Genomic DNA, 23,146 nt, shown 5'->3' on the forward strand with positions numbered 1-23,146 from the left:
TGACCTTGCCGCAGGCGGCAGGGTCGGACGATGACCGGCATGAACAGCAGCACCGCACCTCAGCCCGGCAGGGTCGTCCTCGTCACGGGGGCCGGCACCGGGATCGGCCGTGCCACCGCCCGCGCGTTCGCCGCCGACGGCGCCCATGTCGTCGCCGTCGGCCGACGGTCCGAACCGCTCCACGAGACCGCCTGCGGCCACGCGCGGATCGTCCCGCTGGCCGCCGACATCGTCGCGGCCGGTGGGCCCGAGCGGATCATCGACACCGTCATGGAGAGCCATGGCCGGCTGGACGTACTGGTCAACAACGCCGGCGTCGTCCAGAGCGGTGCCCTCGGCATGCTCACCGCGGAGATGATCGAGCCTCAGTCGGCCACCAACCTGATCGCCCCCATCCTGCTCGCGCAGGCCGCGCTGCCCGCTCTGGAAGCCTCCGGCGGAACGATCGTCAACGTCAGCACCTCGGTGGGGCAACGGGGGTGGCCGGGCAACTCGGTCTACGCGGCGACCAAGGCCGCGCTGGATTCACTGACCCGCAGCTGGGCCGTCGAGCTGGCACCTCGCGGGGTCCGAGTGGTGGCGGTCGCGCCCGGTGCGATCGACACCCCGATCGGCGAGCATCAGGGGCTGACGCCGCAGCGGAGGGCCGCGGTGCGGAAGTGGCAGCTGGCACACACCCCGCTCGGCCGGATCGGCCGCCCGGAGGAAGTGGCCTCGGTGATCACGCAACTCGCCGCACCAGCCTCGTCGTTCGTCACCGGAGTCGTGCTCCCGGTCGACGGCGGGGCGGTCGTGGCGTGAGGAATGCGGCCCCTGGAAGAGTGAACCGCATGCGAATCGGTGAGCTGGCCAGGACGACCGGAACGACACCCCGCGCGCTGCGGCACTACGAGCAGGCGGGACTGATCTCGTCCGAGCGGGCCGCCAACGGCTACCGCGTCTACGACGGTCGGGCCGCCGTGCGGGTCCGCAACATCCGCTCGCTGCTGGCGGCCGGGCTCACCCTGGACGACGTGCGGACCTTCCTGCCGTGCCTGGACGGAGACGTGACGGCGGTGCCGCCGTCCGACAAGGGCCTGCGGGTCGCGTCGCGGCGACTGGCCGTCCTCGACGAACGCATCGCCGCCCAGACCGCGATCCGGGACCGCCTGGATCGCGCGCTGCGCCGAGCGTCCGGGGCCGTCGAAGAAGCGCCGTCGTCCGGATGAGGGGAAGCCCGCCTCGATCGTCGTGCGACGACGGGTCCAGGCACCGGCGTGAGGCCGGTCGCGCAGGCGGGCGCGCCGCGGATGCGCCCCGCCGTCGGTGCTGAGGTCGACCCGGGCGACGGCGCCCGACCACAACCGTCCGCGCAGTACGTGCCTGCGGCCACGATCTCTCGGCCACGCCGCGCGATTCAGGTGCCGGCATCCGGGCGCCAACAGCCGGCCGGGGGGTCAGGAGGTACCGGCTCCCGCCTTCGCCGCCGCGGCCAGGTACGCCAGCACCAGGGGCCGCTCGTCGTTCCGCCTGGCGGCCACGGCCAGGCGAGACGGGGAGACACCGCGGACCGGCACGGCGATCACCTCGTCCCGGACGACCAGCGGGGCGTTGCCCACGGCCAGGAGTGCCACCCCCTGGCCGTTGGCGACCGCCTCGTGGGTCTCCTCGGCACTGGCCACCACCCCACCTATCCGTGGCGCGCGATCGCCCCGTGCGTCCAGGGCCAGCCAGTACTCCCGGAGGGGACCCGCCTGCGGGGGAAGGGCGAGGAACGGCTCGTCCAGGAGATCGACGAAGTCCACAGCCCCCTCCGGATCGGCTGCGGCCCGTGCCGCCAGGGGATGCCCCCGCGGCAACGCGACGAGGCGCGGTTCCTGTGCCACGACGGCGTACTGATAGCGGTCGCCGTCCGGGAGGGGCAGCCAGACGAAGGCGACATCGCTGGATCCGTCGGCCAACCCGGCACTGGGATCGGCCCAGTTGACCTGCCGCAGGACGGGAGTCGCGTCCGGGTGGCGGGACACCAGCCGGGTGCGCAGGGCGGGCAGCAGCCCGCGGCCCGGGCTGGTGGACATGCCGATGACCAGGGTGTGCCGCGCGGCGGCACTCGCCTTCTCCACCGCCGCCTCGGCGGCCTCCCAGGCGGCCAGTGTCCCGCGGGCGTGCGGCAGCAGGGCCTCCCCCACCTCGGTCAGCCGCACCGCGCGCCGGTCCCGGTGGAACAGACACGCACCCAACTGCTTCTCCAGCATCCGTATCTGCTTGCTGAGGGTGGGCTGGGAGACGAACAGCCGTTCGGCGGCGCGCGTGAAGTTCAACTCCTCGGCGACTACGGCGAAGTAGCGCAGATCGCGCCCGTGGACGTCCATAGCCCATGGCTATCACAACAGGTCTTGGACATGGCTCCGGATACGGGCGAAGGATGGGAGCCGCCGGCGGGGAGATCCCGAACGGCAGCCGACGAGGGAGACGAAGAGAATGACCGAGAACGGCAAGGTCTGGCTGGTCACCGGTGCGAGCAGCGGTTTCGGGCGGGCCATCGCCGAGGCCGCGGTCGCCGCAGGCGACACGGTGATCGGAACGGCCCGACGGACCGGGGCCCTGGACGACCTGATCGCCGCGTACCCCGACCGGGTGGAAGCGATCGGCCTGGACGTCACCGACGGCGGACGGATCGACGCGGTGGCCGCCGACGTCCTGAGCCGCTACGGGCGGGTGGACGTGCTGGTGAACAACGCCGGGCGCACGCAGGTCGGCGCGTTCGAGGAAACCACCGACCGGGAGCTGCGCGACCTGTTCGAGCTGCATGTGTTCGGCCCCGCGCGGCTGACCCGTGCGCTGCTGCCGCAGATGCGGGAGCGGGGCGGCGGATCGATCGTGAACATCAGCAGCTTCGGCGGACAACTGTCCTTCGCCGGGTTCTCCGCGTACAGCGCGACCAAGGCGGCGCTGGAACAGCTGTCGGAGGGCCTGGCCGACGAAGTGGCGCCGTTCGGCATCAAGGTGCTGATCGTGGAACCCGGCGCGTTCCGCACCGGCCTCTTCGCCAAGGGCGCGGCCTACTTCTCCGAGGAACACCCCGCGTACGCGGAGAAGGTCGGCGCCACCCGCAGGCTGGTGGAGAACGGCGAGGGCACCCAGCCCGGAGACCCGGCGAAGGCCGCGGCGGCGATCCGGCTGGCCCTGGCCGCCGAGAACACCCCGCTCAGGCTCGCCCTCGGCGGCGACGCGGTGGACTTCCTCACCGGGCACCTGGACTCCGTACGAGCCGAACTCGCCGCGTGGGAACACGTCTCCAGGGGAACGGACTTCGACACGCCGTGACAGTCCACGGCGCACGGGGTCGAGTCATCCGGCGGCATCGTCCCGTGCCGCGGCCGGCCCGCATCGGCGTCACGCGAGGGCGTCTGCCCGTCCTGGTTCACGGCGGGTCGAACGAGCCGTGCCGCCCCGCGCCCGCGGTGAAGCGGGCCGCGCCGTCGCCCGCCTCGGCGCGCAGGGCCGCGACCCCGTGCTCCCATTCGACGGCCAGGGCGTCCGGCAGGGGCAGGCCGAACTGTTCGTGGGCGGACGCCAGGTCGGCGCGGAGGCAGGTCTGAGGGAAGCCGGCCAGTTGGTGGGCCAGTTCGAGGGCCTCGGCCAGCGCCCGGCCGGGGCCGCTGACGCGGTTGGCGAGGTGGATCCGCAGGGCCTCGTCCGCACCGACCGGGCGTCCGGTGAGGATCATGTCCAGTGCCGCGCTCAGCCCGACGAGGCGGGGCAGGCGGACCGTGCCGCCGTCGATCAGCGGCACCCCCCAGCGCCGGCAGAACACCCCGAAGACGGCCTCCGGGTCCACGACGCGCAGATCGCACCACAGCGCGAGTTCCAGACCGCCGGCAACCGCGTAGCCCTCGACGGCGGCGATCACCGGCTTGCTGAGCCGCAGGCGCGTCGGCCCCATCCCGGGCGGACCTTCACCGGGTGCCTCGGCGCGCATCCGGCCCGCGGCGACGGCTTTGAGATCGGCGCCGGCGCAGAAGTGTCCGCCGGCACCCCACAGGACCGCGACGGCCGCTCGAGGGTCGGCGTCGAACGCCTCGAACGCGTTCAGCAGTGCCTGCGCGTGGTCGGTGTCGACGGCGTTGCGCACCTCGGGCCGGTCCAGGACGACCGTCCAGACTCGGTCCGCCTTCTCGATCCGGACGCTCATGACGGGGTGTCCCTTCCCTCATGCGGTCCCGGTGGCGGCCGCCGACGGGACCGGACCGGGCTGCACGCAACGAAACGGTACGACCGTACTGTTTCACTCGACGGGGAGACGCTACTGACGGTGAGGTGATCGTGCAAGATGGCTGCCGTGACCGTGAGCGAAGCCCGCCGAAGAAGCGACGAGGACCGCAGCCACCGCACCAGGGAACGCATCCTGCACGCCGCGGTGGAGGTGCTGACCGAGCGGGGGTACGCCGCGACGAGCATCGCCGCCGTGCAGGCGCGAGCCGGTGTGTCCCGGGGGGCGCTGCTGCATCAGTACGCCGGCAAGGCACACCTGCTGGTCGACGCCGTCCGCCACCTCGCCGAGCGGCAGGGCGAGCAACTCGCCGCGGAGGCCCCGGCAGCCCCGGCCCGCTCGCCGGCCACCGACTGGCTGACGCCGCTCTGGGACAGTTTCTCCAGCCCGTTGTTCGGCGCTGTCCTCGAACTGTGGATCGCGGCCCGTACGGACGACGAGCTGCGCCGCGTTCTCCTGGACTACGAACGCCGTCTGCGCGTCGACCTCCACCGCATCGCCGCCGCCCGCATCCCCGGAGGGCCGCCGCCGGCCTTCGACATGGCGTTCGACATGACGCTCACCTACTACCGCGGCCTCGCCCTGACCGCGATCATCAGCGACCGGCACCAGGAAAAGCTGCTGTCGGACTGGCGGACGACGGTGAGCGCCCTCCTGCGATGACGAACGGGGCCATGCCCTGGAGCGGACACGGCCCCGTTGATCCGACGGAGCGTCAGCTCGCCCAGACCTCGGCCTCGTCGGCCGGGACGGTGGTGGCCAGGCCCAGCTCCTTGCGGGCGGCGACCGACTTGCTCGGGTCGATGCCGGTGAACGCCGGGTCGTAGGCGATGTAGAACGCGTCTGCGTCGGCGGCGTTCGCGGCCTTCTTCCAGTTGCCGGCCGCCTTCGTCAGCGTCGCGCGGAGCTTGCCGACCTCGGCGCCCTTGACGCCGTCCAGACCCTTGACGTGTGCGTCGAGGGCGGCGGCGACAGCCTTGGCCTGCGCCTTGTAGCCGGCCAGGTCGTCCTCGACGGCGTCCTTCTCGGGCTGGTTCCCCCACAGGGCGTCGTAGACCGCGTTCGAACCCTTGAGGTACGTGATCTGCTCGGGCTTGAGGGCCTTCGCGGTGTCCAGCGAGCCGGTGAAGGTGCCCTTCTCCACGGTGTAGGTGCAGCTGACCGCGCGGTCACCCGTCGCCCAGCTCTCCTTGGTCGGCGTGTAGTAGAAGAGGGCGACGCCCTTGGGGAGCGCCCAGGTGTCCGGGGCGTACTTCTGCGCCTCGACCGGGCAGCGGCCGTCCGCGATCACCGAGACCTCGTCGTCGCCGGGGTACGCCTTGCCCTCGTCGATGGCGAACTCGCCGACGACCTGACCCTCGTGCGCCTCGTCGCAGGGCACGATCTCGACGAAGTACACGGTCCCCTCGGCCTTGCTGTTCGGGTTGTAGCACTCGCCGATGTCCAGCGAGGACACCGAGCGCTGGCGGGCCGCGCTCTTCGCGCCGTCCTTGGCGCTGTCGACGGCGTCGGAGACGTCCGAGCATCCCACCGCGCCGATCGCGAGCAGGGCGACAACGGCGGATATGCCGCGAAGGGAACGATACGGGGCGCGGATTGCCATGACGTGCACTTCCTCTTACATGATCTTTACGGTGTTCGGGCGCATCGTATGCCATTCCTATGGCACAGCTGTACGAAGGACCTCACCTCATCACGGCGTCTCCGACTCGCGACGGGCCCCGAAGGTTGTACGGCGAACGACGCGCTGAACAGCAGTACTCCGACATCCGCCTCCGTGCCGCGGCGCGCCGTCTCGGCCAACCGGGCCTACGCCGAAGCGACTTCACTGCCCCGCGCTCCGCCGTTGTGCGCCCGCACAGATCGTCGCGCCGAACTCTGTTCCGACGGCACGCGCGCCCCCGTTGTCCGGTCCGCCGCACCCTCCGTGACCACAGAATCGCCACCGGTCCCCGTACGACGTGACGAGAGAGTCGAGCATGGTCTGGAGAGCGGCGCGCGCAAGTCGGTACACCGATACGGAGGAGGGACGCGAAGCGTTACGGCGGGACGCCTGTCGTGGGCCCCGTCGAGCGGCGGCCCTCGTCACCGGGGGGATCTTCGCCGTCTTCCTCCTGCTGTCGGCCTTCGCCCCCGGCGCGATGACCGCGCCCCTCCCCGGAGGCGGGGTGCCCGCGGGCGTCATGGCCGGCCTGCTGCACCCGCCGTTCACCGTGGCCGTCCTGTGGTGGTACGAACGCACGGCGGGCCGCCGCGAGCGGGAGGTGGCGCGGTGAACGCCGGCGACTCAGCCCAGGGCTTCGCGCTCGTGGCGTTCACCGCGATCGTCACCGTCACGCTCATGCTGTGCGTGGTCTCGGGCCCGGACAGCGAGAACCTCGAGGAGTTCTACACCGGTTACGCAAGGTTCTCCCCGCTGCGCAACGGCCTGGCGATCGCCGGTGACTACATCTCGGCGGCCACCGTCCTCGGCACCGGCGGAGTCGTCGCGCTGGCCGGCTACGACGGCATCGTCCTGGCCGTGGCGACCTCGCTCTCGCTGGCCCTGCTGATGGCCGTCCTGGCGGAGCCCCTGCGCGGCAGCGGGCGCTTCACCCTGGGGGACGTCCTCGCGCGCGGGACGCCGGAACGGTCCGTGCGTCTGGCCACGGCCGCCGTCACCCTCGTCGCGCTACTGCCCCTGATGCTGGTTCAACTGGCCTCCTGCGGAGACCTGGTGGCCTTCGTCCTCGGCTTCGACGACTCCGTGGCCAGGACCGTCTGCATCGTCGCGCTCGGTCTGCTGATGATGGGCTACGCGGCCATGGGAGGCATGCAGGGCACCGCGTCCGTGCAGATCCTCAAAATGATCGTGCTGATCGTCTCCGGTCTCGCCGTGAGCGCCCTGGTGCTGCGCCGCTTCGACTACGACGTCGGCACCCTGCTGCGCGCCGCGGCGGACCGTTCGCTCGCACCCGGCCTGTATCTGCGGCCCGGCCTTCAGTTCGGCACCGGCTCTTACCCGCGGCTGGACATGATCGGCACCACCGTCACACTCGTACTCGGTGCCGCCTGTCTGCCCCACATCACCATGCGGCTGTACGGGGCCCGCAGCGCGCCGCAGGTCCGCCGGGCCATGGCGTGGGCGGTGTCCCTGGTCGCGGTGTCCGTGCTGATCGTCGTCGTGTGCGCGGTCGGCGCCGCGGCGCTCCTGGGCGGCCGGGCGATCCGGGCGGTCGATCCACAGGGCGACAGCGCCTTTCTGCTGGCCGCCCGCGCGGCGGTGGAACCCGGCCCCGGCCTCGCCGGGAACCTGCTGCTGACCGGAGTGACGACCGCGCTGTTCCTGACCCTGCTCGCCTCGGTCGCCGGGATGATCCTGGCCTGCGCGGGCACGCTGGCGCACGACGTCTTCGCCCCGCGCACTTCCGCCGCTCCCCCGCCGCGGCAGGAGATACGGATCGCCCGCGCCGCCGCGCTGGGCGTGGGATGCGCGGCGGTCGCCCTGGCCGTCCCCGTCCAGCACCGCAATCTGCACGCGCTGAGCATGCTGTCCATGTCGGTGGGCGCGTCCGTCATCGCCCCGGCGCTGCTCTACTCGCTCCTGTGGCGGCGCTTCGACCGGACGGGGCTGCTGTGGACCCTGGTCGGCGGCACGGCGAGCGTCCTGATCTGTTTCCCCGCCACCAGTCTCGTCTCGGGCACGCCGCAGGCCGCGCTGCCCGGTGTCGACGTCAACTGGCTCCCCCTGGCCACCACCGGGGCGATCACCGTCCCTCTCGGGTTCGCTCTCGGCTGGCTCGGGAGTGTGCTCCCGCGACGTCACGACCGGGTGCCGGAGCCGGCGGGCAGGGCGCCGGCGGTGGCCGGGGCGCGTATCGAGTCGTGATGCCTCCCGCGCGACTCGCCCTCGCTGCGGGTCCGGATCGGTGGGCGGCGGCCGGTCGCCGGTGGCCGGCGGTCGGCGGCGGCGGTCACCCCACGGGGTGCCCCGAGTTGTCCGTGTGGGCCGCCTGGCTGGAGAACTTGTTGAGGAAGACGTCGTAGCGCCCGTCGGGCCGCTCGGTGAGCGTGGCGCCGTCCTGCCAGATCCCGTTCTCCTCCCACCACTGCGAACCGCGCGGATCGCCCTGGTTCTGGTGGACGTTGTGCATGCCCTGACGGCCCGCGTGATCGTCGGTGAACGGCTCGCCGAAGACGAGGATGCGCCGGCCTTCGAGCAGGATCGGTTCCAGGGCGGCGGTGGCCTCCGCGTAGGAACCGACCTGCCAGGGGCGCGAACCCAGCAGGTCGAGGAGGTCCTGGAGCCAGGACGGCGGGCGGCGCTCGAAGAGCACCCCCGAGTGGTCGACGAGGGAGGGCCGACGCAGGTAGTCCATGGCCCCGGAGTCCGGCGTGGCCGCCAGGTCGTGGTAGCCGGGGTCCAGCGCCGCCGCCGGTCCGACGTCCAGGGGGCTCAGGGTGAACACCTTCCACTGCACGCCCACGTTGGACTTGTGGCTGTCGACGTCCACGGCGCAGTGGAAACGCCCGGAGGGCGCGTCCACCTCCAGGTTGACGTGGAACCAGCGGCCCTGATGGTCGGGGTCGTCGCGGAAGTGGTGGTGGAGCTGTCCCGCGAGCACGCCGTAGCGAGGGAAAGGCATACGGCCAGTGAAGCACTCCCGGCCACACCAAGCGATGAAGAGGTGACTTTCCGTAGGCGTGTGGTGGGCTGCCCGCACCGACATGTGCGGGCGCCCTGCGTGTTCTCTCCGTCGCGCGCGGGCCGGTGCGCGACGATACGGACACTGATGAGGAAACGCTGACAAACCAATGCATAAGCAGGGAGAAGAGGCGGACGTGTCCGGCAGCGAGAGCGAGAACCCAGTAATCCCCTCCCCGACCCCCACGTCGACCCGGCCCCGGTCGAACCGCGACTGGTGGCCGCAGCAACTGGATCTCCAGGTCCTCCACCAGCACTCGCCCCGGGCCGATCCGATGGGCGGGGACTTCGACTACGCGAAGGAGTTCGCGACCCTCGACGTCGACGCCCTGAAGCGGGACGTCTTCGAGGTGATGACGGCGTCCCAGGACTGGTGGCCCGCCGACTACGGCCACTACGGGCCGCTGTTCATCCGGATGAGCTGGCACGCCGCCGGGACGTACCGCGTCGCCGACGGCCGGGGCGGCGGCGGTTCCGGCGCGCAGCGCTTCGCCCCCCTCAACAGCTGGCCGGACAACGCGAGTCTCGACAAGGCCCGCCGTCTGCTCTGGCCGGTCAAACAGAAGTACGGCCGGAAGATCTCCTGGGCCGACCTCCTGGTGTTCGCCGGCAACTGCGCCATGGAGTCGATGGGCTTCGAGACGTTCGGGTTCGGTTTCGGACGCGAGGACATCTGGGAGCCCGAGGAGGTCTTCTGGGGGCCCGAGGACACCTGGCTCGGGGACGAGCGCTACAGCGGCGACAGGGATCTCGGCGGCCCTCTGGGCGCCGTACAGATGGGCCTGATCTACGTCAACCCGGAGGGACCCAACGGCAATCCGGATCCGCTGGCGGCCGCCAGGGACATCCGTGAGACGTTCGGGCGTATGGCGATGAACGACGAGGAGACGGTGGCGCTCATCGTCGGCGGCCACACGTTCGGCAAGTGTCACGGCGCGGTCGATCCCTCGTACCTGGGCCCGGAGCCCGAGGCCGCGCCGCTGGAGCAGCAGGGCCTCGGCTGGCGCAACACCCACGGCAGCGGGGCGGGCTCCGACACGCTCACCAGCGGGCTGGAGGGCGCGTGGACCACGGAGCCCACGCGCTGGGACAACGGATACCTGGACAACCTGTTCCGGTACGACTGGGAACTGACGACCAGTCCCGCCGGCGCACAGCAGTGGACTCCCACGGACGCCTCGGCCCAGGGCACCGTGCCCGACGCGCACGATCCGTCGAAGCGGCACGCCCCGATGATGCTGACCACGGACCTCGCGCTGAAGGCGGACCCGGTCTACGGACCGATCGCCAGACGGTTCCACGAGAATCCGGACGACATGGCCGTGGCGTTCGCCAAGGCCTGGTACAAGCTGCTGCACCGCGACATGGGACCCCTGTCCCGCTACCTCGGCCCATGGGTCCCCGAGCCTCAGCTGTGGCAGGACCCGGTCCCCGCCGTCGACCACGAGCTGGTCGCCGACGCGGACGTCGCCGCCCTGAAGGGCGTGATCCTCGCCTCGGGCCTGTCCCTGCCCCAGCTGGTCACCACCGCCTGGGCGGCGGCCGCGAGCTTCCGCGGCACCGACAAGCGGGGCGGGGCCAACGGGGCCCGGATCCGGCTCGCACCGGAGAAGGACTGGGAGGTCAACGACCTGCCCGAGGTGACCGAGGTGCTGCGGACCCTGGAGCGGATCCAGCAGGACTTCAACGGCTCGCAGACCGGCGGCAAGAAGATCTCGCTCGCCGACCTGATCGTCCTGGGCGGGTGCGCCGCGGTCGAGCGGGCCGCGAAGAACGCCGGGCACACCGTCACGGTCCCGTTCGCACCGGGCCGCACGGACGCCTCGCAGGAGCAGACCGACACGGAGACGTTCGCCGTGCTCGAACCCCGGGCGGACGGGTTCCGCAACTACGTCCGGGCGGGAGAGAAGCTGTCCCCGGAGACCCTCCTGCTGGACCGCGCCAATCTGCTGACGCTGACCGCTCCCGAGATGACCGTTCTGGTCGGCGGCATGCGGGTCCTGAACACCGGCTTCGGCGGGGCCCCGCACGGCGTCCTCACCGGACGGCCGGAGTCGCTGACCAACGACTTCTTCGTCCATCTCCTCGGCATGGACACGGAGTGGAAGGCCTCGACCTCGGCCGAGAACGTGTTCGAGGGCCGGGACCGCGCCACCGGCGAGGTCCGGTGGACCGCCACCGCCGTGGACATCGTCTTCGGCGCACATTCCCAACTGCGCGCCCTGGCCGAGGTCTACGCGTCCGCGGACGCGGGCGAGAAGTTCGTACGGGACTTCGTGGCGGCGTGGGACAAGGTGATGAACCTCGACCGGTTCGACCTGCGCTGATCCGGGCCGGCGCGGCCGGCACGCCGTCCTCCACCTCTTCGAGCACCTGCCGGGTGATCAGGTCCGGACACCCGGTGCGCAGCCGGCGGGTGACGGGGGACGGCGGGCCGGGATCGGGGGCGATGCCCGCCCCCGCCGCCAGCGGCTCCTTCCCCTGATCGCCGGTCCGATCTGTACCTCCGGGGTCGTGAAGCCGCAGCACGGAGGACTCGCCGGTGCCGGTGAGCGCCCCTGCTCAAGGTTGAAGCCCGCGCGGGGATTTCCTCTATTCGGTACACCCACTCCATTTAAGTGGTGCGCCCACTCCATTTCGGGTTAGTGTGGGGCCGGATCGGGGAGGCGGACGACCCTGTTCAAGTGCGGCACACCGAACGGCGCCACCGTCCCCCCAAGTGACCCCGTCACCTATCAGCACATGGGCGAGATCGACCTCGGCCGGGGCTCGATCCCCGTGGACGAGGAGACGGCGACCGGGCTCGTCCCGTCGACGTCCTGACCATGGCAAACCCCAGGAAGGACAGGCCATGAGCGCGCACGACCCGGACCTGGACGTCGGTATCGCCTCACTCACCGACGTCCAGCCCCGCACCGTCGACGGTCGCACCCGGACCGCGGAGGACCGCCACCACCAGCTCATCGCCCTCGGCATGACCGCCGACCGGCTGGGGCTGGACCACATAGGCATCGGCGAGCACCACAGCCCGGACTTCGCCGTCTCCTCACCGGCCGTGATGCTGGCCGCGATCGCCGCCCGAACCTCGCGCATCAGGCTCACCAGCTCGGTCAGCACCCTCAGCACTCTCGACCCGGTCAGGCTCTACGAGGACTTCGCCACCCTCGACCTCATCAGCAAGGGCCGGGCGGAGATCACGGTGGGCCGCAGCGCGTACCCGGAGCCGTTCGAACTGTTCGGTGTCCCCTTGAGCCTCTACGACCAGGTCTTCGCCGAGAAGCTCGACCTCCTGCTCCGCGTGCGCGGCGAGGAACAGGTGACCTGGCGCGGACAGTTCCGGCCCCCGCTGAAGAAGGCAGCCGTCGTTCCCCGAGCCCGGCAGGACGCCCTGCCGATATGGATCGGCGTCGGGGGCACTCCGGCGAGCGCCGAACGCGCCGGACGGCTCGGCCTGCCCATGATGCTCGGTTACATAGGCGGCCCCGTGGAGCGTCTGGCCCACCTCGCCGACCTCTACCGGGCGGCCGGGAAGAAGGCGGGACACAGCGATCGGCTCCGCCTCGGCCTCGGGGTGCACTTCTTCGGTGCCGACGACGCCGCCACCGCCCGCGACACCTATCCGCACTACCGGGACTTCCTGCGGCCCAAGCAGCCGGGAGGAGGTGGCTTCACCGTCTCGCCGGAACAGTTCCGAGCGGGCCTGGAACCCTCCGGACATCTCCTGATCGGCACACCCGAAGTCATCACGGAGAAGGCGATCGCGCTGCACAGTGCGGTGCGTTTCGACCGCCTTCAGGCCCTGGTCGACTGGGGCGGCCTGCCCGAGGACGCGGTCACCGCGTCCGTGGAGCACCTGGCCGCCACGGTCGCTCCCGCACTGCGCGAGCTCGCGGCCACCCCGGCCTAGCCGGCCACAGCCACCTCGACCCGGCCGCGGCCCCGGCCGGCGGGAGACCGCCGCCGGGAAGACGGACCGGCCAGATCAGGCTCATCGCCCGCAGCCGCGACAACCGTAAGCTGTCCGATCGTGCCACCCACCGAAAACACCGCCCCGCTCCGGCAGCGTCGCGCCGACGCCCAGGCCAACCGTGCCAAGATCCTCACCGCCGCGGCCGAGCTGTACACGACTCGCGGCCTGGACGTCTCGCTCAACGAGGTCGCGCGACGGGCCGGAGTGGGCATCGCAACGCTGCAACGCAACTTCACGGGCCGCGAGGAGCTCGTCGCCGCGGTGTTCACACCCCGGGTCCGCGCGTACGCCGACGCCGCCGACAGCGCCCTCGAAGAGCCGGAGCCATGGGCGGCCTTCCGCAGTTACATCGAGCACGTCGCCCGTCTGCAATGCGACGACCACGGTCTGGCCGCTGTCCTCAGTACGGCGTTCCCCGCCTCGGCCGAGCTCGAGGCCCATCGGCGCCGGGCCATGCGCGGTTTCACGCGGCTGGTCCGGCGGGCCAAGGAGGCCGGGGTTCTGCGCGGTGACTTCTCCCCCCACGATCTTCCGCTGTTCCTGCTCGCCAACGCAGGCGTCGTCATCGGCAGCGGGGCCAATGCCGAGAAGGCGTCCCGGCGTCTGATCGCGTTCATCCTGCGCGCCTGCGCCGTGACCGACGACGAGCCCTTGCCTTCGGGCCCACCCGCCCGCAGCCTGCTGCGCACCCTTGATCCGCCCATGCCGCAGCCTCCCTCGCACTGACGTCCCGGCCGGCCGGACATCATCACGGACCGGTCCCGTGGGGCCGTTGCCGCGGCCATGCCACTCGCGACTCGCGGGCGTCGTCGACTGTGGGGACAATGGAGACCATCCATGGCCCCCAGACGCCGAGCCGCTCCAGCAAGTGGCCGGACCGGAAGGAGCGGCATGAGGGCGCGCAGACTGGTCCCCTTGGGCGCGGCACTGTGTACGGCCGCGGCGCTGAGCCTGGCTGTGCCACAGGTCGCCGCTGCCGATTCCCCTCAGTGTTCCCACGTCTCGTCGGTGTCTCGGCCGACGCTCACATTCGGTGACACCGGTGCGGCGGTGAAGCAGGCGCAGTGCCTGAGCAACGCGTGGGGAGGCGAGCCGCCCAAGCTCATCGTCGACGGGGTCTTCGACTCGGTCATGCTGAAGAAGATCGAGTGGATCCAGGCCTGCCACGGGCTGCCGACGAGCGGTGTCATCGACGGACACACCTGGCGCGTGCTCTACCACCCGGCCCTGGACTGCTATCTCCCCTATCCGGATTGAGCAGCCGACCGTTCTCCCGGCCCCGGAAGGCCGAGCACCTCGCGAGCCGGGCCTCGACGCCCCGCGGATCAGGTGCCGCACCACACTATCCGTCGTGGGCGAGCTCTCCCAGGCGGGCGGCCAGGCGTTCCTTGATCGCAGGCCACTCCGGGGCAAGGATCGAGAAGTACACCGTGTCACGCCAGGTCCCGTCCGGTCGCCGGCGATGGCGGCGCAGGACCCCTTCACGCTGCGCGCCGAGACGCGCGATGGCCGCCTGCGAACGGTGATTGAGGTGATCGGTCTTCAACTGCACACGCCCCATCCCCAGGTCTTCGAACGCATGGGTGAGCAGAAGCAGCTTCGACTCGGTGTTGACCGCGCTGCGCCAGTACGCGCGCCCGTACCACGTCCAGCCGATCTCCAGCCGTTCGTCGGCCACGTCGATGTCCATGTACGTGGTCCAGCCGATGGCCTGGCCGCTCACGCGGTGGATGACCGCGAAGGGAACGCACGCACCGTGCCCGGCCTCCTCCAGGAGCGTGGAGAGCGTGCCGCCCAGCTCCTCCTGAGTCCGTGGCGCCGGCCCGCCCTGCCACCTCCAGACCTCTTCGTCGCGCCCTCCCGCGGCGAACAGCTCACCGAGATGTGTCTGCGCCAACGGCTCCAGACGTACATGGCGACCGGTGAGTGTGACGGGCGAGGGAATCGAGGCAGGCATGACGGGGAAAGTACCGAGTGGTCGCACTAGATGCAAACGGATTATGCACTAGTGCAATCCGTCCGGTGCTGGATCTCGGCGAGCGGCAACGCCAACGGCGATCTCGCCGCCCCCGCCGCGCGCCAAGGCGCCGGCCGTGACCGAGCCCGCACCCAACTCGCCGACCACGTAGGCATGGACGACGACGGGGCCGCGCCCGTCACCCCGTTTCGCCTCGCGTCGAGCGAGTTCGTCAGCAGCGTCAGGGGTGTCCTGCCGGGGCTTCCCCACCGTCACCGACCGGGCGGGCCGGCAGGCCGCCGGCACCGTCTCAGGCCAACGGGGCGTGGCGTTCGGCTGCCTGGCAGAGGCTGTCTTCGATGCGGGCCAGGACGCGGATGGCCTCGTCCTGTTCGTCGGCGGTGAGAGCGCCGGCCGCGCCGTCCTCGAGCTCTGCCCAGATCTGTTCGACTTCCTTGCGCAGGGCAAGGCTGGCGGTGGTGGCTTCGATGATGGTGGCGCGTTTGTCGGTGGCGCTGGGGCGGCGACGGACGAAGCCGGCGTTCTCCAGCCGTTTGACCGTGCGGGTCATGGTGGCGGCGTCGGAGCCGAGGAGGCGTACCAGGTCGGTCTGACGCTGCGGGCCGAGGTCCCACAGCTGCATCATGACGAGTTCCTGACCGGGGTGCAGGCCGACGCGGCGCAGGAGCTGGCCGGCGAGCATGCGGTGCAGTCGGGCGACCCGGAAGATCGCGTGTGTCATCGCGCCCGCCTGGACCGACGGCGGCATCTGCGGGCGCGCCACCCCGCCGGACGGGTTCGCGGCCGGTGCCGCGCCTGAGTCTTCCCGCATCCGCTCCCACCTTCCTCCACCACATACTGGCCGAGCAGGTAAATGCTACCCGCACCAGGTCAGCGCTCGGACGCGCATGGCCGCTACCCCAGCATAAGAGCATGTGACGCACATCACCATACCGAAGGAATGCGAGCAAGGCATTTACTTGTTCGGACAGGTAAATGCGCCCCTGAGGCGCTGAGTATCGAGCCGAACAGGAATTGATCATGACTACCGCCTTCGCTCCCTACGACCTCGGGCGTGTCCGCCTGGCGAACCGCATCGTGATGGCTCCGATGACACGCAGCCGCGCCTACGGCCCCGGGCAGAGCCCGACGGACCTCACGGCCACGTACTACGCGCAGCGGGCGAGTGCCGGGCTGATCGTCACCGAGGGCACGCAGCCGTCGGCGATCGGCCAGGGCTATCCCGACACTCCCGGCATCCACTCCGCCGAGCAGATCGCCTCCTGGCGCAAGGTCACCGACGCGGTGCACGCCGAGGGCGGCGCGATCTTCTTGCAGCTCATGCACACCGGCCGAATCGGCCACCCGAGCCTGACGGGCCTCACCCCGGTCGCCCCCTCCGCCGTGAAGGCCGCCGGACAGGTCTACACGCAGGACGGGCCGCAGGAGTTCGTCACCCCCCGCGAGCTGACCCAGGCCGAGGTCGCCGAGACGATCGCGGACTTCGCCGCCGCGGCACGCAACGCGATCGAGGCCGGCTTCGACGGTGTGGAACTGCACGGCGCCAACGGCTACCTGATCCACCAGTTCCTCGCCCCGAACTCCAACCAGCGCACCGACGCCTGGGGCGGCAGCCCGGAGCGACGGATCCGTTTCGCGGTCGAGACCGCGAAGGCGGTCGCCGAGGCCATCGGCCCGGACCGGGTCGGGTTCCTCATGTCGCCCGGCAACCCCTACAACGACATCGACGAGAGCGACCGCCCGGACGTCGAGGCCACCTACACCGCCCTCGTCGACGCCCTCGCCCCACTCGGCCTGGCCTACCTGCATCAGATGGAGGCTGCCGGGGTCCGCGACCTGCTCGTGCGGCTGCGCAAGGCGTGGCCGACCACCTTCGTCCTCAACCCGTTCACCGGCACGGAGCCCACCGGCCCCGACGCGCTGGACCTCATCGAGGACGGCACCGCCGACCTGATCGCCTACGGCGCCCTCTTCATCGCCAACCCCGACCTGCCCGCCCGCCTCGCCACCGGCGTCCCCTTCAACACCCCCGACCGCGCCACCTCCTTCGGCGGCGACCACCGCGGGTACACCGACTACCCCACCCTGGGCTGACCGGGCCACAGGTGCGGGCGGTCGCCTGGACGACGGCCGCCCGCACCTGAGCCGCACAGCAGGCTTGCCCCTGCGCGGCCAACCCACATCGCGCTTCCCCGTCACCCGCACGGGCCCGCGCCTGCGCCTGCGCCCGGCGGGAAACCCGGACGGAAGGCCGACGGCACGACCGACCACACCGAAAAAGCGGACCCGTCGCTGCCGCGCGAGGCAGGCGCCCGGCCGCCCGAGCGACCGGCACCGCCCCCTGCGGGCGGCACTGTCAGTGGTGGCTGCCAGCATGTCCGGATGACTCGCGACGATCTTGACACGCTGTTCGCCTCCCCCGCAGCCCTGCTCGCAGCCGGCCCCGAGGTCCTTGCGGACCTGCCCGTCGTGGGTGGTGGAGCGGGCCGCGAGGCCTGTGCCCAGGCCGTCGCGATCCTCGACGGGGCCGAGGTGCCGCGGGCGGAGTTCGCCTCGTGGCTGCATTTCGGCGCGAAGGTCCTGGGCCACGACGCCTACGCCGACCTGGTCGCCGAAGCGGAGCCTGGCATGCCGTGGCGCACCGTCTGGGCCTGGTGGCGGCCGGTCCGTGTCTACCGGGCCAAGCCGAACCTGAGCGGGGACGCCAACGTCGAGGTCCACGAGGCGCCGGACGGCCGCCTCCTGCTGAAGCTCTGGTCGCAGTGGACCCGGGAGCGCTGGCTCGACCCGGCCACCGGCGAACAGGTCCCCGCCCCTGTCGACGGCGAGTTCGCCGAGCGGCCGTACGACGCCCCCGTCGAGGGGCCCGTCCTCTTCGACCCGGACGACGCCCACGGCCTGTACCAGCCCGACGCCTGGGAGGAGCCCGTACCCCTCGGAGGCGGCCGCGTCATGCTCTTCGAGCCGCGCGGCGTCGTGGTCCTGGAGCGCAACAGCGCGGCGGCCGACGGACCGACGGGCTCCGAAGCCGTCTCCTGGGGAACGGGCGGACCGTGGTTCACAGGGCCGACGGCAGCCGAAGCGCCCCTGGACGCCGCCCGCATGGAGGAGGCGTTCGACGCGGACGGGACGGTGCGGCTGACGCAGGACCGGCTGCCGGCCGCGCTGACACACGCGCCCACACGGGAACTGGCCGTCACAGCGGGGCTGCCGACGTGGTTCGCCGCAGGAGTCGCCACGTTCACCCTGGCCTGGAACGACGGGAAGGCGCACGGGCTGGAGCCCGACGAGAACGGCCTGCTGCACCTGGGCACCTTCGAGCTGGCGTACGCCGACACCGGCCGGGTGCTCGTCCACCCCGAGACGGGCGCCGTGTCGATGGTCCGCAACGGCCAGGGGCCGTTCCCCTTCGCCCGGGACACCGAGACCTTCGTACGGCTGCTGGAGGCCGTGTACCGGTTCATGAGCGCCTGCTGGAACCCCTACCCGGGCGAGTGCGCCGAGCGGGACTTCCTGAGCGAGGTCGCCGCCCTCGAACCGCTCTCGGTGAACGAGGAATCGCCCGCGCAGGACGTCTGGGAGCACCTGTTCGCAGCCATCACCGAACTCAGCCCGTGGGGCTTCTGACACCGGACGACCCGGCACCGAACGGCCGGGCGGGCGGGGGCGCCGGCCCGGGCGCAGGGCCATCGGGCACCCAGGTGCCGCGGGCCGGGCTCATGGGGCATGAGTTCCCCGCCTGTCGTTGGGCGTAGCAGGGCAGAGGCGTTCCGGCGTCAGCGTGGCCGCTTGACCTGTCGGGCCGGGGATCGCAGAGTCGGACCGCCGCACCGCACGGGCACCCGGCATCCCGGCCCGCCGGACGCACCCACGCACGACGCCCGTCCGGGGACACCGGGCGGCCCTGACCTCCGGGAGAGCGACTGTGCCGATGGTCGTCGACCTGATCGTGATCGGCACCGCCATCACCCTCGGACCACTGCACAACACCGCCTTCATCCTGCTCCTCGCCTCACGCCGCGGCGTGCGCAAAGGCCTCGCCTTCCTCCTGTCCTGGCTGGCCAACATCGTCGCGGTGGTCGCCTGCGTGGTGCTGCTGACCGGCGGGACGCCGCCCGTCCACCACAGCTCGCCCTCGACCACCGCCATCGCGGCCAAGCTCGCCATCGGCGTCGGCCTCGTGCTGTTCGGCGGCCACCGCTACCGGCATCTGCCCCGCCCCTACCGGCCACCGGGCTGGACGGGCCGCATCGACAACGCCTCCCTGGGCACCGCCGCCGCGCTCGCCTGGCTCCTGCAGCCCTGGGCCCTGGTCGGCGCCGGCGCCGCCACCGTCGTCGACGCCGACCTCTCCACCCTCACCGACTGGCTCACCCTCACCGGCTACTGCCTGCTTGCCACCCTCAGCCTCCTGGTCATGGAGCTGTACACCGTCTGGGCACCGCAGACCGCCCAAGCCCGGCTGGACGCCCTCCGGGCCTGGCTCGAACACCACCTGGAACAGCTGATCATCGCCCTCTCGCTCCTGGCGGGAATCTGGCTGATCATCAGCAGCGTCTACGCACTCGTCACGTGAACGCCGACCGGAACAGCTCCCCTTCGGTCGGTCAGGAGGCCTGGGCGGTCGGCATGATCGTGACCTGCTGGAGGTTCACCCGCGGCGGCAGCGTGGCCAGGAAGCCGATCGTCTCGGCGACGTCCTGCGGCGTGAGCCACTCCATGGTCTCCTTGGAGCCCTCCAGCCAGTCCAGCGCCCCCCGGTCGGTGACATGGCTCTGCAGTTCGGTGCCGACGATGCCCGGCTCGATCGCCGCCACCCGCACGTTCTTCGGACCCAGCTCCGCACGGAGATGGCGGGAGAGGTGCGTGACGTACGCCTTCGTGGCGGAGTAGACCGCGAAGTTCGGGAAGATGTTCTGCGCCGCGATCGACGAGGTGTTGATCAGGTCTGCCACGCCCCGCACACCGGCGGCCTCGACCAGTTGGGGCGTGAAGGCGCCGATGGTGTTCATCAGGCCGGTGATGTTCAGGTCGATCTGCTGCTGCCACTGGTCGGCGGCCAGTTCCTCGACCGGAGCCGGGAGCATGACGCCTGCGTTGTTGAACAGCAGGTCGGCCCCGCCCAGTTCGGCGGCGACGCGGTCGGCCGCCTCCTGGAGAGCCGCCTTGTCGGTGACGTCGGCGGCGATCGCCGTGGCGCTGCCGCCGTCCTTCTCGATCCGGGCGACCAGGTCGGTCAGCCGCTCGGCCCGGCGGGCCAGGACGACGACGTGTGCGCCGAGGGCGGCCAGCTTCTCGGCGGACGCCTCACCGATGCCGCTGGAGGCACCGGTGACGACCGCGACGCGGCCCCGGAGCGGCTTGGCGATGGTCTGCGTGGACATGGTGTGCACCTTCCGAACGAGGATTGCGGGGGGGGTGTGCTGCCGGGTGATCCCGGCACACATCCAGCAGACCAGCCCCGCGGCCGTCGCACGGAGCCATAACTGGCCCGGCTCAGGCAGGTACTGCCAGGGCTACTTTTGCGAGGGACAGGCCCCCTGGGCGGCTTCACACTGGGTGTATGGAGCGCAGTAGAGAGATCGCCGGCTTCCTCCGGTCCCGCCGTGCCGCGATCACCCCCGAGCGGGCGGGGCTCGAGTCGGACGGGCGGGTGCGTCGTGTGCCGGGCCTTCGCCGCGACGAGGTGGCACGCCTCGCCGGCGTGAGCACCGAGTACTACACGCGCCTGGAGCAGGGGCGGGCCGGGAACCCGTCCGCCGAGGTCGTGGAAGCCCTGTGCCGCGCTCTACGGCTGGACACGTCCGAGCGCGAGCATCTCACCGACCTGCTGATGCCCGACCCCAACGCCGCGCGGCGCGCGCCCACCCGGCCCCAGCGGGTACGGCCCGGCCTGTATCTGATGCTGGACACCCTGAGCCACGTCCCCGCTTTCATCGTCGGTCGTCGTACCGACGTGCTGGCGGCCAACCGGCTCGCCAGGGCCGTCCTCACCGACTTCGACGCCCTGCCGGCGAACCGGCGCAACCTGGCCCGCTACTACCTGCTGGATCCGCGGGCTCGGGAGACGGTCGGCGACTGGGAGAAGATCGCCGCGGAGACGGTGGCCATGCTGCGCCTCGAAGCGGGCCGCCATCCGAACGACCGTCAACTGGCCGACCTGGTAGGCGAACTCACGCTTCTGTCACCCGAGTTCTCGGGATGGTGGAACGACCACAGAGTGCTGCGGCGCACACACGGCGCCAAGCACTACGTCCATCCGGTCGTGGGCGAGATGCACTTCTCCTACGAGTCCTTCCAGGTCCCGGGGGACACGGACCAGACACTGTGCGTCTACAACGTCGAACCGGAATCGGACAGCGCCAAGGCCCTTCAGTTGCTGAGCAGTTGGACTGCGCCGGAGTTCACCGCACCCGAAGCGCCGCGGACGCGGTGACGGCGGACAGTACGCGAGCCCGGCGGGGGATTCCCGGGCGCGCGAGCGTGCGGCCGCGGCGTCGTACTTCTCCTGTCCCGGCCGTCCGTCAGCGCACCGGGCGCCGCACGCGGCGGGACCCCGCCATCGCGGCGAACGCCACATCGGCCACGAAGACCACCACGCCGACGGCCAGCAGCCAGCCCAGACCCTCCGCGGCGGCGCCGATGATCCCCAGCACGACGGCCACGAGCAGGAACAGCAGGAAGGTCGCCAGCACAGGGACCAACTCCTCGGATCAGCGGCGCGCAAGCCGGCGTTCGCCGTGCACACCCGGCTGGTACACCATGTCGTAGTACTGGAAGATCGTCTCTTCGTGCTCGGCGGGCAGGATGTCGTCCGTGCCGATCGACGGTGCCTTGCGCACCTCTCCCTTGGAATACGGGACCATGACGTAGTCCGGCCCCAGCACCGCGTCGTCGAGCGGGACGAAGACGAGGCGCTGACGGGTGGGTATCCCCGTGCGAACCGTGGCCATGGCCGGTTCGTCCGTGGCCGTGTCGACATAGACGGCTTCCAGGGTGCCGATCTTCCGTCCCTTGGCGTCGACGACGTGATGGTCCCGCCATTCCCGGACATCGGCCGCGCTGATCACGCCGACTCCGGGACATGAGTGCCGGCTGCGCTCGATGGACGGGGATTCGTCCCGCACGAAGACGCCAGAACGTTCATCTCCGCCGCGTACCCCGGTACGGCCACCGTATTCGGTGCCGGCACGCCTCGATTCTCCGCAGGGAACCGGAACGATCACTCGCGTCGTCTTCGCCTCCAGTCGCGTCCGCCTCGGGCCCTCGACGTGTACCAGGCGTCGAGCGGCTTCCGGGCGGCACTAAGGGGAGTACATGAACCCAGGTCAGCAGGTCGAGTTCCACGCTTCGTGCGGGCACGTGATCTCGGCATCGGCCGAGCGCGCGGGCATGGACGTCCGATGCCCTCATTGCCACCAGGTGGTACGGGTCCCGCCGCCGGACGTTCCGTACGCCTCGCCGATTCCGGTGCCGTCCGGTGCCCCCGAACCGATCGCCTTGACCGCGCTGTACGTGACGGCTCTGATCGGCGGCGTCATGGCGGCCGGCTTGATCTACGGGGTCATGTTCGACGAGTTCTCGGAGTCCGAGCTGGTCTCCTGCACGCCGCTGTGGTTCTTCCCCATCGTTTTCGGCCTGTACGGCTTCATCTCCCAGCGGCTGATTCGACGCATGGTGTCCGGACGCGCACAGAGCCTCCACGAAGCCGCCCGCATATCCATCGACGTGGCCGGTCACTGGGCGGCCCTGTTCCTCTTCCCCTTCCTGGTGCTCAGGTGGCGCAGTTCCCTGCTCGTGTCGATCGCGGCGGCGGTCTTCTGGGCCGCGTTGCTGTGGCTCTTCTTCGTCCTCGTCTTCCCGACCCTCTGAAGCCTGGTTCCCCTTGCGCCGCCTCCTCCGGTCGGCCGGACCGGCGACAGGGTGAGCCCGTGCGTCACCGATGCGTCACGGTGTGCGAGCCGCCCGCCGCAGGGGAGAGCCTTCGCCTCGGCGGGCCAGGTCCGTGGTGGAGGCCGCGGTCACATTCGACGCGCCCACAGGGTGAGTCCGCGTGCGCGCTGCGCGACATCACTGTCCCCGGCCGGTGAAGCACCGCACATGACCCACCTCACCTACTACCTGCCCTCGTAGGGCATATCGGACGCCATGCCCATGCCATAACCACCCCTGACCTGCACATTGAGAGCCAGCTCACACAGACGGTACCGCCCGCGAATACGACCACAACTAGCAAAAGGGGTCTTTGCGGACGCCGTCCCG

General features: G+C 71.1%; 24 protein-coding genes. 15 read left to right on the forward strand and 9 right to left on the reverse strand.

Annotation, left to right across the window (positions count from 1 at the left end):
* Window positions 1–30 precede the first annotated feature (30 nt).
* Both IE275_RS41910 and IE275_RS41915 read left to right on the forward strand, forming a co-directional pair.
* Window positions 31–801 carry an SDR family NAD(P)-dependent oxidoreductase gene (locus IE275_RS41910; RefSeq protein WP_189717951.1) on the forward strand — a complete coding sequence of 257 codons (771 nt, stop codon included), beginning with the start codon at window positions 31–33 and terminating at the stop codon, window positions 799–801.
* Window positions 802–830: 29 nt separating this feature from the next.
* Window positions 831–1,208, forward strand: coding sequence for a MerR family transcriptional regulator (locus tag IE275_RS41915; RefSeq protein ID WP_189717952.1), 378 nt, complete (start codon window positions 831–833; stop codon window positions 1,206–1,208).
* Window positions 1,209–1,436: 228 nt separating this feature from the next.
* Here IE275_RS41915 and IE275_RS41920 read toward each other — a convergent pair whose 3' ends face one another.
* On the reverse strand, window positions 1,437–2,351 hold the full coding sequence (locus IE275_RS41920) for a LysR family transcriptional regulator (protein ID WP_189717953.1): 915 nt from the start codon (window positions 2,349–2,351) through the stop codon (window positions 1,437–1,439).
* Between the two features lie 109 nt (window positions 2,352–2,460).
* Between IE275_RS41920 and IE275_RS41925 the strand changes: the two genes are divergently transcribed.
* On the forward strand, window positions 2,461–3,306 hold the full coding sequence (locus IE275_RS41925) for an SDR family NAD(P)-dependent oxidoreductase (protein WP_189717954.1): 846 nt from the start codon (window positions 2,461–2,463) through the stop codon (window positions 3,304–3,306).
* A 97-nt stretch (window positions 3,307–3,403) separates the two neighbouring features.
* Here the strand turns inward: IE275_RS41925 and IE275_RS41930 are convergent, their stop codons facing one another.
* The gene (locus IE275_RS41930; protein ID WP_189717955.1) at window positions 3,404–4,174 is read right to left on the reverse strand and encodes a crotonase/enoyl-CoA hydratase family protein; all 771 of its coding nucleotides are present in this window, start codon (window positions 4,172–4,174) and stop codon (window positions 3,404–3,406) included.
* Between the two features lie 147 nt (window positions 4,175–4,321).
* Here IE275_RS41930 and IE275_RS41935 point away from each other — a divergent pair, with 147 nt between their 5' ends.
* Window positions 4,322–4,915 carry a TetR/AcrR family transcriptional regulator gene (locus IE275_RS41935; RefSeq protein WP_189717956.1) on the forward strand — a complete coding sequence of 198 codons (594 nt, stop codon included), beginning with the start codon at window positions 4,322–4,324 and terminating at the stop codon, window positions 4,913–4,915.
* Between the two features lie 52 nt (window positions 4,916–4,967).
* Here IE275_RS41935 and IE275_RS41940 read toward each other — a convergent pair whose 3' ends face one another.
* Entirely contained in the window at window positions 4,968–5,855 is an 888-nt protein-coding gene (locus IE275_RS41940) for a septum formation family protein (RefSeq protein WP_189717957.1), read from the reverse strand.
* 376 nt (window positions 5,856–6,231) lie between these two features.
* Here IE275_RS41940 and IE275_RS41945 point away from each other — a divergent pair, with 376 nt between their 5' ends.
* Window positions 6,232–6,528: a DUF485 domain-containing protein gene (locus IE275_RS41945; protein ID WP_189717958.1), complete on the forward strand. Its 297-nt coding sequence runs from the start codon at window positions 6,232–6,234 to the stop codon at window positions 6,526–6,528.
* Window positions 6,525–8,120 carry a sodium/solute symporter gene (locus IE275_RS41950; protein WP_229871204.1) on the forward strand — a complete coding sequence of 532 codons (1,596 nt, stop codon included), beginning with the start codon at window positions 6,525–6,527 and terminating at the stop codon, window positions 8,118–8,120. The genes IE275_RS41945 and IE275_RS41950 overlap by 4 nt, the downstream gene beginning before the upstream one ends.
* Before the next feature lie 85 nt (window positions 8,121–8,205).
* Here the strand turns inward: IE275_RS41950 and IE275_RS41955 are convergent, their stop codons facing one another.
* Window positions 8,206–8,877: a DUF2278 family protein gene (locus IE275_RS41955; RefSeq protein ID WP_189717959.1), complete on the reverse strand. Its 672-nt coding sequence runs from the start codon at window positions 8,875–8,877 to the stop codon at window positions 8,206–8,208.
* 169 nt (window positions 8,878–9,046) lie between these two features.
* Here IE275_RS41955 and katG point away from each other — a divergent pair, with 169 nt between their 5' ends.
* The 4 genes from katG (at window position 9,047) to IE275_RS41975 (ending at window position 14,163) form a co-directional block, all read left to right on the forward strand.
* The gene (gene katG / locus IE275_RS41960) at window positions 9,047–11,263 is read left to right on the forward strand and encodes a catalase/peroxidase HPI (RefSeq protein ID WP_229871206.1); all 2,217 of its coding nucleotides are present in this window, start codon (window positions 9,047–9,049) and stop codon (window positions 11,261–11,263) included.
* Window positions 11,264–11,787: 524 nt separating this feature from the next.
* On the forward strand, window positions 11,788–12,843 hold the full coding sequence (locus IE275_RS41965) for an LLM class flavin-dependent oxidoreductase (protein ID WP_189717960.1): 1,056 nt from the start codon (window positions 11,788–11,790) through the stop codon (window positions 12,841–12,843).
* Window positions 12,844–12,963: 120 nt separating this feature from the next.
* The gene (locus tag IE275_RS41970) at window positions 12,964–13,632 is read left to right on the forward strand and encodes a TetR/AcrR family transcriptional regulator (RefSeq protein WP_189717961.1); all 669 of its coding nucleotides are present in this window, start codon (window positions 12,964–12,966) and stop codon (window positions 13,630–13,632) included.
* 324 nt (window positions 13,633–13,956) lie between these two features.
* Window positions 13,957–14,163, forward strand: coding sequence for a peptidoglycan-binding domain-containing protein (locus tag IE275_RS41975; RefSeq protein WP_189717962.1), 207 nt, complete (start codon window positions 13,957–13,959; stop codon window positions 14,161–14,163).
* Between the two features lie 85 nt (window positions 14,164–14,248).
* Here IE275_RS41975 and IE275_RS41980 read toward each other — a convergent pair whose 3' ends face one another.
* A complete protein-coding gene (locus tag IE275_RS41980; RefSeq protein ID WP_189717963.1) occupies window positions 14,249–14,863 on the reverse strand; it encodes a GNAT family N-acetyltransferase in 615 nt (204 codons plus the stop codon).
* Window positions 14,864–15,173: 310 nt separating this feature from the next.
* Window positions 15,174–15,632: a MarR family winged helix-turn-helix transcriptional regulator gene (locus tag IE275_RS41985; RefSeq protein WP_189717972.1), complete on the reverse strand. Its 459-nt coding sequence runs from the start codon at window positions 15,630–15,632 to the stop codon at window positions 15,174–15,176.
* A 272-nt stretch (window positions 15,633–15,904) separates the two neighbouring features.
* Here IE275_RS41985 and IE275_RS41990 point away from each other — a divergent pair, with 272 nt between their 5' ends.
* The 3 genes from IE275_RS41990 (at window position 15,905) to IE275_RS42000 (ending at window position 19,460) form a co-directional block, all read left to right on the forward strand.
* Entirely contained in the window at window positions 15,905–16,978 is a 1,074-nt protein-coding gene (locus tag IE275_RS41990) for an alkene reductase (protein ID WP_189717964.1), read from the forward strand.
* A 288-nt stretch (window positions 16,979–17,266) separates the two neighbouring features.
* The gene (locus IE275_RS41995; RefSeq protein WP_189717965.1) at window positions 17,267–18,511 is read left to right on the forward strand and encodes an SUKH-4 family immunity protein; all 1,245 of its coding nucleotides are present in this window, start codon (window positions 17,267–17,269) and stop codon (window positions 18,509–18,511) included.
* A gap of 304 nt (window positions 18,512–18,815) precedes the next feature.
* The gene (locus tag IE275_RS42000) at window positions 18,816–19,460 is read left to right on the forward strand and encodes a GAP family protein (protein WP_189717973.1); all 645 of its coding nucleotides are present in this window, start codon (window positions 18,816–18,818) and stop codon (window positions 19,458–19,460) included.
* A 31-nt stretch (window positions 19,461–19,491) separates the two neighbouring features.
* On the opposite strand, the gene IE275_RS42005 is transcribed toward IE275_RS42000, so the two are convergent.
* Entirely contained in the window at window positions 19,492–20,268 is a 777-nt protein-coding gene (locus tag IE275_RS42005; RefSeq protein ID WP_189717966.1) for an SDR family oxidoreductase, read from the reverse strand.
* Between the two features lie 179 nt (window positions 20,269–20,447).
* Between IE275_RS42005 and IE275_RS42010 the strand changes: the two genes are divergently transcribed.
* Entirely contained in the window at window positions 20,448–21,320 is an 873-nt protein-coding gene (locus IE275_RS42010; protein WP_189717967.1) for a helix-turn-helix transcriptional regulator, read from the forward strand.
* A gap of 88 nt (window positions 21,321–21,408) precedes the next feature.
* Here the strand turns inward: IE275_RS42010 and IE275_RS42015 are convergent, their stop codons facing one another.
* Window positions 21,409–21,579, reverse strand: a complete 171-nt coding sequence (locus tag IE275_RS42015) for a hypothetical protein (RefSeq protein ID WP_189717974.1) — start codon at window positions 21,577–21,579, stop codon at window positions 21,409–21,411.
* An 18-nt stretch (window positions 21,580–21,597) separates the two neighbouring features.
* Complete coding sequence (locus tag IE275_RS42020; protein ID WP_189717968.1) at window positions 21,598–21,954, reverse strand: PRC-barrel domain-containing protein; 357 nt, start codon at window positions 21,952–21,954, stop codon at window positions 21,598–21,600.
* A gap of 247 nt (window positions 21,955–22,201) precedes the next feature.
* Between IE275_RS42020 and IE275_RS42025 the strand changes: the two genes are divergently transcribed.
* Window positions 22,202–22,756 carry a hypothetical protein gene (locus IE275_RS42025; RefSeq protein ID WP_189717969.1) on the forward strand — a complete coding sequence of 185 codons (555 nt, stop codon included), beginning with the start codon at window positions 22,202–22,204 and terminating at the stop codon, window positions 22,754–22,756.
* The last annotated feature ends 390 nt before the right edge of the window (window positions 22,757–23,146 follow it).

Origin of the sequence: Streptomyces phaeofaciens (genome assembly GCF_014648915.1) — a bacterium.
Taxonomy (GTDB): domain Bacteria; phylum Actinomycetota; class Actinomycetes; order Streptomycetales; family Streptomycetaceae; genus Streptomyces; species Streptomyces phaeofaciens.